Raw genomic sequence first — 14,214 nt, 5'->3', positions numbered from 1 at the left:
TAACAATGTTTTAATTTTACAGGGAGGGGTATTTTGCGTTTTACGATAAGAGTGTCTTGAGTATTTCGCGATGTTCAGTGCTGATATCGTCTGAATGAGGGCATTGCTCATTCTCTTTCGCCCGTGTCAGTAACGCCACCAGCCAGTCATAAATATATCGCTCATTTCCCTGAGAAGTCTGAACTCCCAGCTGCGTCAGGCGTTGGTTTGCACTGGCTTGCGGCGCCGGAGTAAAGATTGCTGAGTCTTTTTGCACGCGACTTTTCGGGCGAAGCGCTTCACGGGTGTGGTGATACCCCAGCCAGCTGACAAAATCGTTCAACACATTACCGGCATAAGTGACTGCCATTGGTGTTTCCGCCCCTTTTTGTTCCAGAGCCTCTTCCAGTAATGCCGGCAGCCCCAGACGGTAACTCGTTGTCACCAGAATATCGCACAGACTTGCCAGCTGATGGGATCCCAGTCCGCTGGCATTCGCCACGGCGGTATTTCCGCTCAGCTGGCTTAAATGATTCACCCATTGTGCAAATACCTGCGCGGCATAACTATTTTCCTCCTGAATTACATCCTTCACCGTCTCCGGCTCGTCAAACAGATCGATGCTTATCAAAGGCGCCACTGGCTGGTGAGGGCGCGTTTGCTGATGCTGTAACCAGCTTTCGTGAAGCGCCGTGCGTGAAAGCATCAGGCTGCTAATAAGATTTCCGTGCCGGGCAATCTGTGTTTGCATCACCCGGATCAGTGCCTCGTATTGTGCAGAAGACCGACTTTCACCAGAAGTAAAATGCCGGAATTGTGCCGCAGTCTGTTGCCTGAGAGAGTCACGCAACGTATTTACGCGTGCTTCACGGCATGACGTTGCCATTGCCGCCGACAACCAGTCATTCAGACAAGGCATATCGCGGTTGTCCAGCGCCTGAAGCGTTCCCCACTGTTTTCCTGACTGCGTAATCATGCGCTGTATTACTTCGTCGGCATGATGGCCGTGCGTGAAACGCGCATCAAACGGCGTGATTGCCCATACGAGCCGTGGCAACGAATGCTGTTTTTGCGTTTGTGTTTTTGACAGCCAGTCGGTCAGCGCCCTGACAACCGGCATCCTGTTCTGTCGACCGGCGGTGCTGTTACAGATAAGCAGGGTGTCGGGCTGCAAATTCTCCTGATACTGAGGCAGCTGATCCGCCGGAATATCCACGATATCCACGCAGCTTAAAGAGGAATGGCGGCTAAGTGTGAAGGTTATTCCGGCGCTGAGACTGGTCAGATCCTGCTGTGAGATGCTGAGTCTGTTCCCCGGTACGCCGTCATGCAGCGGGCAAACGATCACATCCTGATTTTGCCCGCGTTCATGGTCGCTGGCAGGGATGAGGAAACCTTTATTGGGCAGTAGCAGGTGGTCTACCACCAGACTTGCCGGTGCAAGAACCTGCATGGCGTTACCCAGATAATGCCGTTTTTGCGCCTGTTGCTGCCACTGAGAGGTCAGTGCGATATGTTCCCCCCAGAGCATTGAAAGCAGCGCAGCCCGGTCAGCCAGCGCTAAAAAGGGTATCAGCTGCGCCATCTGGTAAATCAACGCGTCACCAGGACGATGTGAGCTGTGAACCCGCTGATGATAGCAACGGATGACAGACATAAACTCTGTGCTGCTCATCCCCGGAATTTCATGAGGTTGCCGGCGCAGATTCAGGATTTTCAGTGTGTCTCTTATTTTGCTGTCCGCCACAATATGGGGATGACGTGAAGAGTGGTACTGAACGATGAGCCGTTGTGCCAGTTCACTTTCACTGAACAACGTGAGCAGCAGCGGAAGATTTTCCATGGCGATGGCCGGAGTCGTTGTAAAACGCACGGCCATCAACGGCACGGTATTCTCCGGATTGATATGTCGCAGATAATTAAGCGGATTTCCCCCCAGCAGAACATCAATTTCATCCCGCCCTTCAGATAGGATCATCTTGAGTAAATGATGTTTTCCTGCGACGGATGTGCCGTAAAGTCCCAGCGTTAGCGGCGCCGCAGCGAGATCATCAATCTTTTGCTGGCGCTGTTGCAAATCAGTCAACCGGGCCTGCAGGCCATCGGCCTCAATATTGAGACGCATTGAATGCGAACGGGATTTACTGACCCACCTCATGAGCGGGTGAAATGGAATGCCTGGCTGACTCATTTTAGATATACGTTCCCGCTGTCGATCCAATAGTGATGGATGCCGTTATAGCTACCGGCCATGGTGTTAAGTTTTAGCTGCACAGCCTCTTTGGGTACCGGGCTGCCATCCGCCATTTTCACGTCTGCCAGGGTAAAGCCTCCGCGTTGCCGGCAATATTGCAGGCGGACACGCAGGACTGTGTCACCGGCAATACGCTTTGCCAGTTCAGGATGTGTGATTTTCAGCTGATACAGCGGCGTCGCTGGCCAGCGGGCATCTGCCAGCTGACGGAATCCCAGGCAGGCATCACCGCGTAGCGGGAAGCTGACGTTCTCATCCAGCCGTGCCGTTGGGTCATCGAGATCGGTGTCGCTGTACCAGACATCTTTCTCATCCAGAACCAAACTGTTGCCTAACGCTCCGATGAAACGCAGGGTGGAATACGCCTGAATATCGGAGGTTTTAAAGTTAAAGCCGGGCAGACGCAGGTCTTTCGCCAGAGAGCACAACATGGCGCCCAGTGCCGCCGTCGATTTAGGATTGACCCGCTGGCCTGCCTGACCGAACGGGAAACGTTCGTGCAGCTGATAGTCGTCCAGCCAGATGATCCGGTTAACCGGCACGGGCTGCTGATAACGTAAAAGTGCCTGAACGCCGGGAAGACCGGAAGGGCGTCCCGTCACCAGAAGAACATCACAGCAGTAATGGCGGAGCACTTCGCAAAGTGACAGCAGAGGAGCGGTCAGGCTGAAGTTTCCCGCCAGCATCGCGTCTTTCAGGGCTGCAAGTTCAATACAAAAAGGCACATCCAGCACGTCAAAGGGGGGAGCACCGGCAGGCAGCAGCGGCTGCACGACTTGCTGTATATAATTGATAACGTTGGGCGTAGGCGGATGAGGCAGAAGCTCGCCGAAATGCCCCTCAAAATGAGCGGAAGTCTCTCCGGGGTCACAATTTTCCCAGCAGGCCAGAATGGCATGCCCGAGCGGAATAAAAAGCTGTAGCGTGACTTGCTGGCGCAGTATTACACGGTTGTCATCGGCACTGCTTTCTCCAAACAGTTTCGCCATCACCCGCTGAGTCTCGCTGATACCGGCGGCTTGCAGCGCACTTTCCAGTGCAGGCAGAACGCACTGGCGGATAACATCCAGCAAAATATCGTCACCGGCAATCTTGAACCCTTCCCGAAATAACAGCTGCGGTGTGATTTGGACATTCCGCCCGGCACTGTCATCCAGCTGATATTGGGTGATGGCCATGTCAGTCGTCCCTCCGCCGATATCCACCGACGCCACGCGCAAGGTTTTGCCCGGCAGTTCATCACTGGCAAGCTGACGATCAGGACGAGCCATCCCCTCGAAAAAGATCGGAGCTTGACCCGAATAATTATTGACCACCTCGTTATACAACCAGACCAGCTGCCCGCAGGTCGCTTCGTCCCATTCCATCTGGACATCAGGCAGTGGCACAGTGAGCAAACGTGATGCGGCACTGCCGCAATTATTGTCTTCTCCGGGCTGCCAGCCGAGGGCTTCCCAGACCAGTTTCACCGCTTCCTGTACCCGCAGGCGGAAAATTTCACGTTCCGGTTTGGGCATCGCCGAAGGCAGAGTCAGGACCAGATGGCGTAACTGACGCGGTGCGTGAGTCTGGCCCATACTCTGGCGGTGACTGACGCTGTTAATCTGCGCCAGTGCCTGTGCCAGCAGTTCGCACAGCATAATCGTCATCAGCGAACTGCGGCTGTAATTAGGTGAGAAAACCGGCAGACGTTCTTCTTCCGGCAGACTGTATAAAGGCTGGCCGTCATCATTCATCAGGTTCATCAGCGGCAGCGCAATGGCTCGGGGCTCACGGGGGATTTTACCGCTCAGCTGGCTGAAACGCCACGCCCTGGCGGAAGGCGTATCATCCCAGAGATAGCGTCGCGGACTGGAAATTCCGCTGGTTCCTTCGATACCCACACGCCGTGCAGCCAGTCCGCTGGCTTCGTCGCCAACGCGGGCAAAGGAAGGCCAGACGAAGGCATCTTCCCGGCCACTTTCCATTGAAAAATGATGTTTGCCAAATTTGGCCTCGCTAAATTCGAGACGACTGGTGAAAAGTGGCTCGCTGATCAGATGCGGTTCACTCAGAGAACGGATGTGTAACTCCGCGCTTTGCTGTAAGCCGACATTTTTTTCACCGTGATCTTCAAGGATCACTCCGCAGGTATGGGTATTGCCGACGTCAAGGATCAGATCAACAGGCACTGGCGGGGTGTTGAGCGTTTGAGCAATGATCTGTATTTCAGGGACTGAAAGCTGAGTGCCCACCATCTCCAGAATATTGAGGTAATGCGCCTGATATTCGAAGACTTTCAGCGCGCTGTTGAGACTTTGCGTGCTGCGTTCTTCCTGCTTCGTCGCATGCTGAACGAACGCTTCCCGCAGCCAGCCATCTACCCAGGTGTTATCCATAAACTCAGCCACTTCATGGTCTTTCCATGCAAGGGCAAAGCGGATGCCATCGCGGATATCCCGTTCGGTCAGAGCGAGTTCGGCGACAGAGTCTTCATCGGCCTGCACTTTGGTATCAAAAGCCAGGCACAGGCGCAGGACATTACCCGACGCATCCGGCGTTTTCAGGCGTTTGAACTGCATACGAGCCCAGTTCGACGGGCTGTTAACAAAAGCCCGTGGCGGGCTGAAACGCATAAAGGGTAACGGCAGCCAGACGCCGTCCAGTACCTGCAAGGAGTGTTCGAGTCCGACGGTCAGCTCCGGCCTGACGATCTCCGGTTCGCGGCCATTTTCGCCCGGCAGGGTAAAGCGGTCTGACAGAGGATCGTGGCGCAGACGCAAAAGCGGGCCGTTAACGCTATGGCGAACAAACCGGCCACCATGAGGATCTGTGGTGACAGGGTTCAGACCAAAGTCCAGGCACTGGATACTGCTGTCGCGCATTAGCGTCACTGCGCTTTGGTAGTCGATAAGATTTGCCAGCATGATTTAGTTACCCACCTTGCTTATCGTCATTGGTACTACGGTGTCATCTTCATACCGGCCAGTGCATTGTGCTGCACCGCTCAGAGGCTGCTTACAGGTTATTTCCGGCACCTGATAACGGCTGTTATCGCTGCATTTCGCTTTGCTGCGGCTTTTAATGAGCAAATTGCCGGTCAGCATCAGCCCTGAATACACCTCCGCCTGGCAGGTCACTTTGTTACTGCGCGTAATGAGTATGCTGCCTTCACCGTTTTTGAACTGATAGCGCAAGCCCGGCGGTTTGCTGGTGAGCGGATTGTTAACGTCAATGCTGGCTTTCCAGCGGCCATTCATAAACGTCACGGAACCGGCTTTTACCTCCGGAGCCGGGAGGACCAGTGCATTTTTATCCACGACTGCTTCCGGGATTTTCTCTGCCTTCTGTTCTGCATCAGGTTCTTTGCGTTGTTCAGCCACAACCGCCGGGGCAGGGGGCACAAATTCCGCTTTCTGCACCGGTAAAACCATCGCCACAACGGGTTTCGGGGGCTCAGGTTGTTCGATAACCGACGCCGCAGCGGGTTTGGCAGAGTCCGGGCTTACCACGGAGGCTGAGGGGGAAAACAGCAAGCCAGACAGATGCGGCCACGCGAGTGGAAGTCCGATAAATAAAAGCCCGACCAGAGCGATTTTTAGCAACAGCTGACGCCAGACAGACTGTGCTTTTCCGGTGACAGGTAACGGGGTTGCTGGCACGACATGAGGTTCGCTCATCACCGTCACGGGCGTCATCGTACTGCTCAGTAGCGGGGAGTCGGTCTGGCTCAGTGTGACGCGTACATGCTCCGCAATATCCTGCTCTTTTTCTATTTCCCGTTCCGGCTCAGGCGCGGTCAGAGCGTCTTGTGGCGCAGCTTCCACGGGCTGCACTTCTTCAGGCAGCAGGGGTTGGCGCAGGCAGTCGAGAATATCTTCCCGTGCGGTATCGTTCAGGGAGGCAAATCCCCAGAACGTGATGACCGGTTTATCATCCACCAGATAAATGTGCTGGCTGGCAGGAAAGTGCAGCACTTTCGTCAGCAAGGATCCCAGCAGGCGAACCGGTATTTTGTCTGCGTCCAGGCATCGCTGACTGAGTGTCCGTGCCGCCGCCACCGCATTTTCCAGATAACGAAGGGCACCGGTACGCTGCTGTTCACTGGCGTAAGCCCATTGCGTCAACACACCTTCATGTGGCGCGTACCAGTCCACTTTATCGTGCGCATCGTTTCGCTGAGGGATCGCCAGACAACTGAGCAGAGCCAGTTGCTTTCGCAGGCGTAATGTTTCGCGTATCTGGATTGCGCTGTCGAATATAGTCTGTCCGTTTTCGCCCAGCGCAGTAAAATCATCCAGATAACCACTACGCAGTATTATTTTTGCCACTTCATTAATCCTGATTATTTGCCGCCTATTTTGCTTTGGTTATTTTAGCGGCTTTTGAGAGGAAATAATGGTAAAGAGAAAGGGCGAAGAGAGGACGAAAGTGTCCGCAAATAGAGCGATAGTTTTAAAATAAAAAAAGCTTCTCTGGGGAGAAGCCTGAAGTGGAACAACGAGTCCGAAACTTTTCTACAGAATGAATATTCTGTGCGCTACACGCTGATGTTATAAACTTTTCCAGAAGGCGGTGTATTCGACTGCCCTTCCTGACTGTAAAGAGAAGACGTCACCCCTGCATTATTGACGAGCTTTTTTAAATTGTCTGTTTTTTGCATATGCAATTCGAGCAGATCATAAATCTTTATGTTGAGCTCATTCGAATTTTTCACTTTACGGGTAATATTATTCCAGTAAGAGGCAAATCTCGCATTCTGCTGATAGGGTGCAGAAAGATGTAAAGATTTTTCCTGCTGCTTACGCAAGTCATCATAATGCGTGATGGTCGCAAGTAACTGACTTTTGCTATCAGACACAATTTGCAGGGAAACAGGGTTAATCTGAATCCGCCTTAATTGATTTACTTCTTCTACCAGAATAGCTTCGAGTTCGCCCAAAGAGTCCTGTAGTTTCAGCAGAATAGAACGTAGATTTTCCATTTTCATTACTATCTTTATCAGGGCTTATGAAAGTTGAAATATATCGTCAACCAGCGCATGGGCAATGGCATCAGGATCGAGTGTTAACTCGCCTGCATCCATCGCAGCACGAATTTTTGCCAGACGGTCGTAGTCGACATCACGTGAACTGTCGGTCTGAATTTCCTGCGTCAGCTTGCTTAATTTAATCTGTGTACCGGAGTTTTCGCTGTTCGTCATCTTCGCTGAACTGGCGTCTTCGGTTCTTGGACGCATCTTCAAATCCTGCTGTTGCAGATTAACAGCGGTGACTGACAGAGGCTGTAGCGTGCGGTCTATGCTCATGGTGTTCCTCGATAATTTGTATTCTGACCTTGCGGTATATTTTAAATATCGGTGGTACTCAGAAAAACTAAAATTATTCTTTAAGATTAATTTTCACGTAGCCCTGTGGATCAACCTCACCGGTCATAATTTGCCCAGAACGGGTGGCGATTCGCAAGGGCTGTCCGGCAGCGGCGCTGCCCAGTGCTTTACCTCTGCTCCTGATTTGAAAGCCTTTTCCTGTCGCGAGGATATCAACTTCTTGCCCGGAAACGACAGCCCACCCTTTACGCAACTGGTTCTCTGCCAGAGGTTGTCCCCGGCTGACTGAGCGCGTGGTAGTTTTACCAATAATCTGTTGCTGATCGAAAATCAGGCCGGCGGGTAATCGTTCCAGTGAACCGGTTCTTGCCTGAAGGTCGTCGGCAGTGATCACGCTGCCGGGCTTAAGGGGATGTTTGGCGGTCCACCATGTCCCTTGCGCGTGTACCGAAATTTGAATGAATTTACGCCGGGTGCCGCATTGCGCCACCACGCTCTTATTGCCGGTCAGCCGGGTATTATTGCCTGCAATCGAAAGCTCCGGTTCGGCACAAAGGGCAGAAAGTTGCTCCGCGGGCGTCAGGATTTTTATTGTTCTGACCACCGGGATTTCTGCGCCGTTGCCGTGCGGCATGTTAATCAGGGCCGTAATCTGCGAATGCAGTTGACTTATATCCGAAGATGCAGCGAAGGCCAGCATACCTCCTGAACCGGGCAGAAATAATATTCCTGCTCCGGCAAGCAGCATTTTAATAAAATGGCGAAATGAAACCATGAGTTTTACAAACCTTATATTGTATAACGCAGGGTAAATCCCTTGGCTATCACTTTCTGATAATGAAAAGTATATGCCATAAGTTAACTTTATTAACGTGTTAAATGCGCGAATTTATGACGCCATTTAACGGGATGAGATTTTTTGGATAATGACTGAAAATCCATCCCGCTAATTGCTGTTATTTTTGTCTTATCCTTGCAGTATAAAATTGAATCATTCACCAATAGAATGCATGCGTTAATTTTCATAAGGCAGAGGTCAGTTTTTTCATGCTTGATAAACTCGATAATGCGCTACGTTTCCAGCAGGAAGCGCTCGGTTTACTGACGCAGCGTCAGAATGTATTGGCATCTAATATTGCCAATGTGGATACGCCAGGATATTTGGCCAGAGATATTGATTTTTCAGAGCAGTTAAAAAGTGTAGTGGAGCGTAATACGCCGGTGCAGGGGCCTCTGAACTTATCATTAACATCGGGCAATCATATTCCCGCAGTCGCACCGGCAATGGATAACGGACAATTACTTTATCGTATCCCGGATCAACCCAGTGCAGATGGTAATACGGTAGACATGGATCGTGAGCGCGTCAGTTTCGCGGATAACAACATGAAATACCAAACCAGCCTCACCGTTCTCGGCTCACAAATTAAAGGCATGATGAGTGTCATCAGTCAGGGTTAATAATTGTCATGTCTACAATGAGTATTTTCGATATTTCAGGTTCCGCGATGGCGGCTCAGTCAAAACGATTAAACGTCAGCGCCAGCAATATGGCCAATGCGGACAGTGCCGTCGGCCCAGACGGTCAACCATACCGCGCTAAGCATGTGGTGTTTCAGGTCGACAGTGCTGCCGGTCAGGAGATCGGCGGCGTGCGCATCAGTGACGTCGTTGAAAGCGATGAGCCAGACCGAATGGTGTATGAGCCTTCGAATCCGCTGGCCGATGCCAATGGCTATGTCCGGATGCCTAACGTGAATGTCGTCAATGAGATGGTGAATACCATTTCGGCATCGCGCAGTTATCAGGCCAATGTTGAAGTGATGAATACCGCCAAATCGATGATGTTGAAAACATTAACGCTGGGCCAATAAGGGACTTAATCATGGCTGTTTCGCCGGTAGTGAATAGCAATAACAACGTTAACAATTCAGGCGGGAGCGGCAACAGTGCCGCCGACCTTTCGCAGAGTTTTATGGAACTTCTGGTGGCTCAAATGCAAAACCAGGATCCGACCAATCCGATGGATAACAACCAGCTCACCTCTCAGCTTGCGCAGTTTAATACCGCCGCGGGCGTTGAAAAACTCAACGGCACGCTCGAAGGCGTCGGCTTCCTGGTGAACAGCATGCAGCAGATGAACTCCGCCCAATGGGTCGGTCGTTCTGTGTATGTCGAGGGGGATTCAGTCATCACTGAAAGCAAGCAGGATCTTTCCTTCAGTCTGGAAAGTGACGCCGACAAAGTCACGGTCACGCTGACGGATAAAGAAGGGAATGCTTACACCGCGGAGCTGAAAGATCTGAAAGCCGGGGTGAATAAATTTACCTATGACGATCTGACCAACTTTAAGCCTTCCGAGCCCGTTATAGATCAAAACAGCTCCTTCAAAGTGACCTATGCAGCGACCAATGAAGACGGCAATACGCCAAAAATTGTGTCCCTGAAAAAAGCCAAAGTGGAAGGGGTTTCGTTTGCCAGCGGAAGCGCAGAGTTGCAGCTCGGCATTGATGGCAGCACGACATTAAGCAAAGTGTATCTGATTGAGTGATTCGGTCTCAGTGTTTCATTAATTTCTAGTGTTCAGGAAGAATAATAATGAGTTTTTCTCAAGGTCTCAGCGGCTTAAATGCGGCTTCTCAAGCTCTCGATGTGGTCGGCAACAACATTGCCAACTCGCAGACTGTCGGTTTTAAATCCGGTTCAATTGCTTTTGCAGACGTCTTTGCCGGTTCACAAATCGGGATGGGTGTGCAGGTGTCCTCCGTCAATCAGAACTTCAGTGATGGTGTTCTGGGTATGGGTAACAGTTCTCTGGATATGGGTATTCAGGGCAACGGTTTCTTCCGCCTGACTAACGAAGCTGGCGCGGTGTTCTACAGCCGTAACGGTCAGTTCAAGCAGGACGAAAATGGATATGTGGTCAATAACCAGAACATGTTCCTGACCGGTTATCAGGCCACGGGTAACCCGCCGACCATTCAGCCCGGCGCGCCAGTCGGCCCGATTCAGATCCCTAATGGTCAGATGCCAGCTCGCGCTTCAGATGCAGGGAGCCTGAAAGGCAACCTGAATTCAGAAACCGACGTTATTGACCAGACTGTTCCGGCCAATGCGTTCGATCCGTCGAATAACAAAACGTACAGTTCTGTCTCGCAGATGGATGCGTATGACAGTCTCGGCAATAAGCACACCGTTAACATTTATTACGTGAAAACCGGGGACAACACCTGGAAAGCGTATTCCAGCGACGCGACCTCTCCCAAGCTTGATGCCGGTGGTGATCCGATCTATGGCGAGCTGGATCTGGATTTTGATAGCTCGGGTCAGCTGACGACAAATCCACCGAATCTGAACATTCAGAGTGCGGCGTTAAACGGCGCTGAAGCACTGGATTTCAACTTAGATCTGACCGGTATGACGCAGCAGTCTTCCGATACGGAAATGGGCAGCCCGACCACCACCGGTTATGCACCGGGTCTGATGAACGGTTATGTCGTGGGTGATAACGGTCAGATTATTGCCAGCTACAGTAACGGTCAGTCGCAGTTGCTGGGTCAGGTGGTGCTGTCGAACTTCACCAATCCGGGCGGATTGTCTTCCAAAGGCGATAACAGCTGGGCCGAAACGCCTGAGTCCGGACAGCCTACTACCGGTATCGCCGGGACGGGGAATCTGGGGAAATTACTCGGCAATCGTCTCGAGTCATCGAACGTGGATCTGAGTAAAGAGATGGTCAATATGATCGTCTATCAGCGCAACTATCAGTCCAATTCACAGACCATCAAAACCCAGTCTGAACTGCTTCAGATCCTGGCTAACCTGGGTTAACGGCTGATATGGATCGCGCGATATATACCGCTATGGGCGCAGCGAATGCCGCCCTGAATCGTCAGGCTGTGACGTCTAACAATCTGGCGAATGCCACCACTGCGGGTTTCCGTTCACAACTCGCCGCTTATCGCGCGGTGCCGGTGAATGGCCCTTCTGTGGCAACCCGCACGCTGGTGACGGAATCCACGCCTTACCACGATGATTCGATGGGGGCCATCAATCAGACCGGCCGCAACCTTGATGTCGCTCTGCCGCAAAACGGCTGGCTGAGCGTTGCGCTGCCGGATGGCACCGAGGCGTATACCCGCGCGGGCAATATTGAAGTCGACAGCGAGGGTTTGCTGAGTATCCGCGGGATGCCGGTTATCGGTGACGGCGGGCAGATCAACGTTCCTCCGCAATCAGAACTGACTATTGCGCCGGATGGCACCATTACCGCACTGGGCGCGGGCGATGAGCCAACGGCGCTGGCGCAGGTCGGACGGCTGAAAATAGTCAATGCCAGCATTCAGGATTTGACCCACGGCGACGATGGCTTATTCCATATTGCGCCCACGTCCCCGAATGCCGGTCTGGCGGTATTGCCGGCAGATCAGAATCTGCAGCTTGTCCCCGGCGCACTGGAGGGAAGCAACGTCAATCCGGCTAAATCAATGGTCGAGATGATCGCCACCGCCCGCGGTTTCGATATGAATATGAAAGTCATCAGCGCAGTCGATGACAATGAAAAGAAGGCTAACCAGCTACTCAGCATGGGCTAAGCCCGGCAAAAAGGAATTTCAGTATGATTCGTTCTTTATGGATTGCCAAAACAGGTCTTGAAGCACAGCAAACCAACATGGATGTCATTTCTAACAACCTGGCAAACGTGAGCACCACGGGTTTCAAACGTCAGCGTGCTGTATTTGAAGACCTGCTTTATCAGACGCTTCGCCAGCCCGGCGCTCAGTCTTCCGAGCAGACCACCATTCCTTCAGGATTGCAGCTGGGTACCGGTGTACGTCCTGTCGCCACCGAGCGCATTCACAGCCAGGGTAACCTGACGGCGACCAATAACAGCAAGGATCTGGCGATTGACGGCAGCGGCTTCTTCCAGGTGCTGATGCCAGACGGCACCACCGGTTATACACGCGATGGCTCATTCCAGTTCGACCAGAATGGCCAGTTAGTTACCGCCAGTGGCTATCAGGTACAGCCTGCGATCACCCTTCCTCAGGATGCTGAAACGCTGACCGTCGGCAAAGACGGGATAGTCAGCGTAACGGTGCCGGGGCAGACAGCTCCGCAGCAGATTGGTCAGCTCACACTGAGCACCTTTATTAACGATTCGGGTCTGGAAAGTATTGGTGAAAACCTTTACCGCGAAACTCAGGCTTCGGGTGCACCCAACGAGACAACGCCGGGTCTGAACGGTGGCGGCAGTCTGAAACAAGGGTATGTCGAAGCGTCCAACGTTAACGTAGCCGAAGAACTGGTCAGCATGATCCAGACTCAGCGAGCCTACGAAATTAACAGCAAAGCGGTCACAACGTCTGATCAGATGTTGCAACGCCTGTCCCAGCTTTAACTGACTAATTAAGCCCAATAGCACCCATAAGCCCGGCCTCTGTCCTGCAGACGGGGGCCGCTTTATGGCTGTTTAACGCTGTAGTGGATGAAATGAAAAACCAGCTTTATTCCCTGACTTTCCCTCCCTTTGCCCAGCGGGCATTGCCGGTGGTGCTGATTCTGTTTCTCAACGGATGTGCGTATATCCCGCATAAGCCTCTGGTTGACGGAGTGACGACGGCCACACCCACGCCGTCGGCGATGACCACGGCGAACGGTTCCGTATTCCAGACCGGGCAGGCGATGGGCTATGGCTATCAGCCCATGTTCGAAGACCGCAGACCCCGAAATGTGGGCGATACCCTGACGATTGTGCTGCAGGAAAATGTCAGCGCCAGCAAAAGCTCCTCCGCGAATGCCAACCGGGGCGGTTCAACCGATCTTTCCGTAGATGCTGTGCCGAGCATGTTGGCCGGATTACTGGGCGGCGACCGCGCAGCCACTTCGATCAGTGGCAAAAATGATTTCTCCGGGAAAGGGGGGGCTGCGGCCAAAAATACGTTCAGCGGAACCATCACTGTCACTGTTCAGCAATTGCTGGATAACGGCAACCTGCGGGTGGTCGGCGAGAAACAAATCGCGATTAACCAGGGCACCGAATTTATTCGTTTCTCCGGCGTGGTCAATCCGCGAACTATCAGCAGTAGCAACACGGTGATTTCCACGCAGGTGGCGGATGCCCGCATTGAATATGTCGGTAACGGATACATCAATGAAGCGCAACAGATGGGCTGGTTACAGCGCCTGTTCCTGAATCTTTCTCCTTATTAATGAATGGCTAAACGATAACAGCTCATGAAAACTTCATTTATCTCTTTTTGCCTGAGCCTGTTCTTTGGTCTGATGTTTATCATGCCGCAGAACGCCCTGGCCGAGCGAATTCGCGATCTGACCTCCATACAGGGCATTCGCAGCAACTCCCTGATGGGGTACGGACTGGTTGTCGGGCTGGACGGCACCGGTGACCAGACCATGCAAACCCCTTTCACCACTCAGAGCCTGAGTAACATGCTTTCTCAGCTGGGAATTACCGTGCCAGCGGGCACCAATATGCAGCTCAAGAACGTGGCCGCGGTGATGGTGACCTCCGATCTGCCGCCTTTTTCCCGCCCCGGTGAAAAAATTGATGTAGTGGTTTCCTCCCTCGGTAACGCCAAGAGTTTGCGTGGTGGCACATTGCTGATGACGCCACTTAAGGGGGTGGATAATCAGATTTACGCACTGGCGCAGG

The 14,214-nt window shown here is 52.5% G+C and carries 14 protein-coding genes; 8 read left to right on the top strand and 6 right to left on the bottom strand.

From position 1 onward, the window contains the following. Positions 1 to 40 precede the first annotated feature (40 nt). From ED901_RS15260 to flgA, 6 genes are all read right to left on the bottom strand, one after another. The gene (locus ED901_RS15260) at positions 41 to 2,137 is read right to left on the bottom strand and encodes a virulence factor SrfC family protein (protein ID WP_256370288.1); all 2,097 of its coding nucleotides are present in this window, start codon (positions 2,135 to 2,137) and stop codon (positions 41 to 43) included. A gap of 29 nt (positions 2,138 to 2,166) precedes the next feature. Continuing rightward, a complete protein-coding gene (locus ED901_RS15255; protein WP_122096420.1) occupies positions 2,167 to 5,139 on the bottom strand; it encodes a virulence factor SrfB in 2,973 nt (990 codons plus the stop codon). 3 nt (positions 5,140 to 5,142) lie between these two features. Next, a complete protein-coding gene (locus ED901_RS15250) occupies positions 5,143 to 6,543 on the bottom strand; it encodes an SrfA family protein (RefSeq protein ID WP_122096419.1) in 1,401 nt (466 codons plus the stop codon). A 209-nt stretch (positions 6,544 to 6,752) separates the two neighbouring features. Continuing rightward, complete coding sequence (locus ED901_RS15245; protein WP_240993946.1) at positions 6,753 to 7,196, bottom strand: hypothetical protein; 444 nt, start codon at positions 7,194 to 7,196, stop codon at positions 6,753 to 6,755. 24 nt (positions 7,197 to 7,220) lie between these two features. Further along, a complete protein-coding gene (gene flgM / locus ED901_RS15240) occupies positions 7,221 to 7,520 on the bottom strand; it encodes a flagellar biosynthesis anti-sigma factor FlgM (protein ID WP_120509071.1) in 300 nt (99 codons plus the stop codon). 73 nt (positions 7,521 to 7,593) lie between these two features. Beyond that, positions 7,594 to 8,241, bottom strand: a complete 648-nt coding sequence (gene flgA, locus ED901_RS15235) for a flagellar basal body P-ring formation chaperone FlgA (protein ID WP_240993945.1) — start codon at positions 8,239 to 8,241, stop codon at positions 7,594 to 7,596. A 347-nt stretch (positions 8,242 to 8,588) separates the two neighbouring features. Between flgA and flgB the strand changes: the two genes are divergently transcribed. From flgB to ED901_RS25440, 8 genes are all read left to right on the top strand, one after another. Further along, entirely contained in the window at positions 8,589 to 9,002 is a 414-nt protein-coding gene (gene flgB, locus ED901_RS15230) for a flagellar basal body rod protein FlgB (RefSeq protein WP_122096417.1), read from the top strand. Between the two features lie 8 nt (positions 9,003 to 9,010). Then, a complete protein-coding gene (gene flgC, locus ED901_RS15225) occupies positions 9,011 to 9,415 on the top strand; it encodes a flagellar basal body rod protein FlgC (protein ID WP_122096416.1) in 405 nt (134 codons plus the stop codon). 11 nt (positions 9,416 to 9,426) lie between these two features. Further along, positions 9,427 to 10,092, top strand: a complete 666-nt coding sequence (locus ED901_RS15220; RefSeq protein ID WP_122096415.1) for a flagellar hook assembly protein FlgD — start codon at positions 9,427 to 9,429, stop codon at positions 10,090 to 10,092. Between the two features lie 47 nt (positions 10,093 to 10,139). Then, complete coding sequence (flgE, locus tag ED901_RS15215) at positions 10,140 to 11,372, top strand: flagellar hook protein FlgE (RefSeq protein WP_122096414.1); 1,233 nt, start codon at positions 10,140 to 10,142, stop codon at positions 11,370 to 11,372. Positions 11,373 to 11,380: 8 nt separating this feature from the next. Then, entirely contained in the window at positions 11,381 to 12,136 is a 756-nt protein-coding gene (locus ED901_RS15210) for a flagellar basal body rod protein FlgF (RefSeq protein WP_122096413.1), read from the top strand. A 23-nt stretch (positions 12,137 to 12,159) separates the two neighbouring features. Continuing rightward, positions 12,160 to 12,942 carry a flagellar basal-body rod protein FlgG gene (flgG, locus tag ED901_RS15205; RefSeq protein ID WP_122096412.1) on the top strand — a complete coding sequence of 261 codons (783 nt, stop codon included), beginning with the start codon at positions 12,160 to 12,162 and terminating at the stop codon, positions 12,940 to 12,942. Positions 12,943 to 13,034: 92 nt separating this feature from the next. Beyond that, positions 13,035 to 13,754 carry a flagellar basal body L-ring protein FlgH gene (locus ED901_RS15200; protein WP_120509063.1) on the top strand — a complete coding sequence of 240 codons (720 nt, stop codon included), beginning with the start codon at positions 13,035 to 13,037 and terminating at the stop codon, positions 13,752 to 13,754. Between the two features lie 72 nt (positions 13,755 to 13,826). Continuing rightward, positions 13,827 to 14,214 (top strand): flagellar basal body P-ring protein FlgI (locus ED901_RS25440; RefSeq protein WP_240993950.1); only part of this gene is annotated, 388 nt, incomplete at its 3' end.

The organism is Rahnella sp. Larv3_ips, assembly GCF_003697865.1.
Lineage (GTDB): Bacteria > Pseudomonadota > Gammaproteobacteria > Enterobacterales > Enterobacteriaceae > Rahnella > Rahnella rivi.
The sequence above is the reverse complement of the archived record's forward strand: the minus strand, read 5'-3'. Positions and strand labels throughout refer to the sequence as shown.

Excerpts from the sequence above, each read along its gene's own strand:
- ED901_RS15260 (WP_256370288.1), bottom strand. The coding sequence starts at position 2,137 with ATGAGGTGGGTCAGTAAATCCCGTTCGCATTCAATGCGTCTCAATATT.
- ED901_RS15255 (WP_122096420.1), bottom strand. The coding sequence starts at position 5,139 with ATGCTGGCAAATCTTATCGACTACCAAAGCGCAGTGACGCTAATGCGC.
- ED901_RS15245 (WP_240993946.1), bottom strand. The coding sequence starts at position 7,196 with ATGGAAAATCTACGTTCTATTCTGCTGAAACTACAGGACTCTTTGGGC.
- flgM (WP_120509071.1), bottom strand. The coding sequence starts at position 7,520 with ATGAGCATAGACCGCACGCTACAGCCTCTGTCAGTCACCGCTGTTAAT.
- flgA (WP_240993945.1), bottom strand. The coding sequence starts at position 8,241 with ATGCTGGCCTTCGCTGCATCTTCGGATATAAGTCAACTGCATTCGCAG.
- flgB (WP_122096417.1), top strand. The coding sequence starts at position 8,589 with ATGCTTGATAAACTCGATAATGCGCTACGTTTCCAGCAGGAAGCGCTC.
- flgC (WP_122096416.1), top strand. The coding sequence starts at position 9,011 with ATGTCTACAATGAGTATTTTCGATATTTCAGGTTCCGCGATGGCGGCT.
- ED901_RS15220 (WP_122096415.1), top strand. The coding sequence starts at position 9,427 with ATGGCTGTTTCGCCGGTAGTGAATAGCAATAACAACGTTAACAATTCA.
- flgE (WP_122096414.1), top strand. The coding sequence starts at position 10,140 with ATGAGTTTTTCTCAAGGTCTCAGCGGCTTAAATGCGGCTTCTCAAGCT.
- ED901_RS15210 (WP_122096413.1), top strand. The coding sequence starts at position 11,381 with ATGGATCGCGCGATATATACCGCTATGGGCGCAGCGAATGCCGCCCTG.
- flgG (WP_122096412.1), top strand. The coding sequence starts at position 12,160 with ATGATTCGTTCTTTATGGATTGCCAAAACAGGTCTTGAAGCACAGCAA.
- ED901_RS15200 (WP_120509063.1), top strand. The coding sequence starts at position 13,035 with ATGAAAAACCAGCTTTATTCCCTGACTTTCCCTCCCTTTGCCCAGCGG.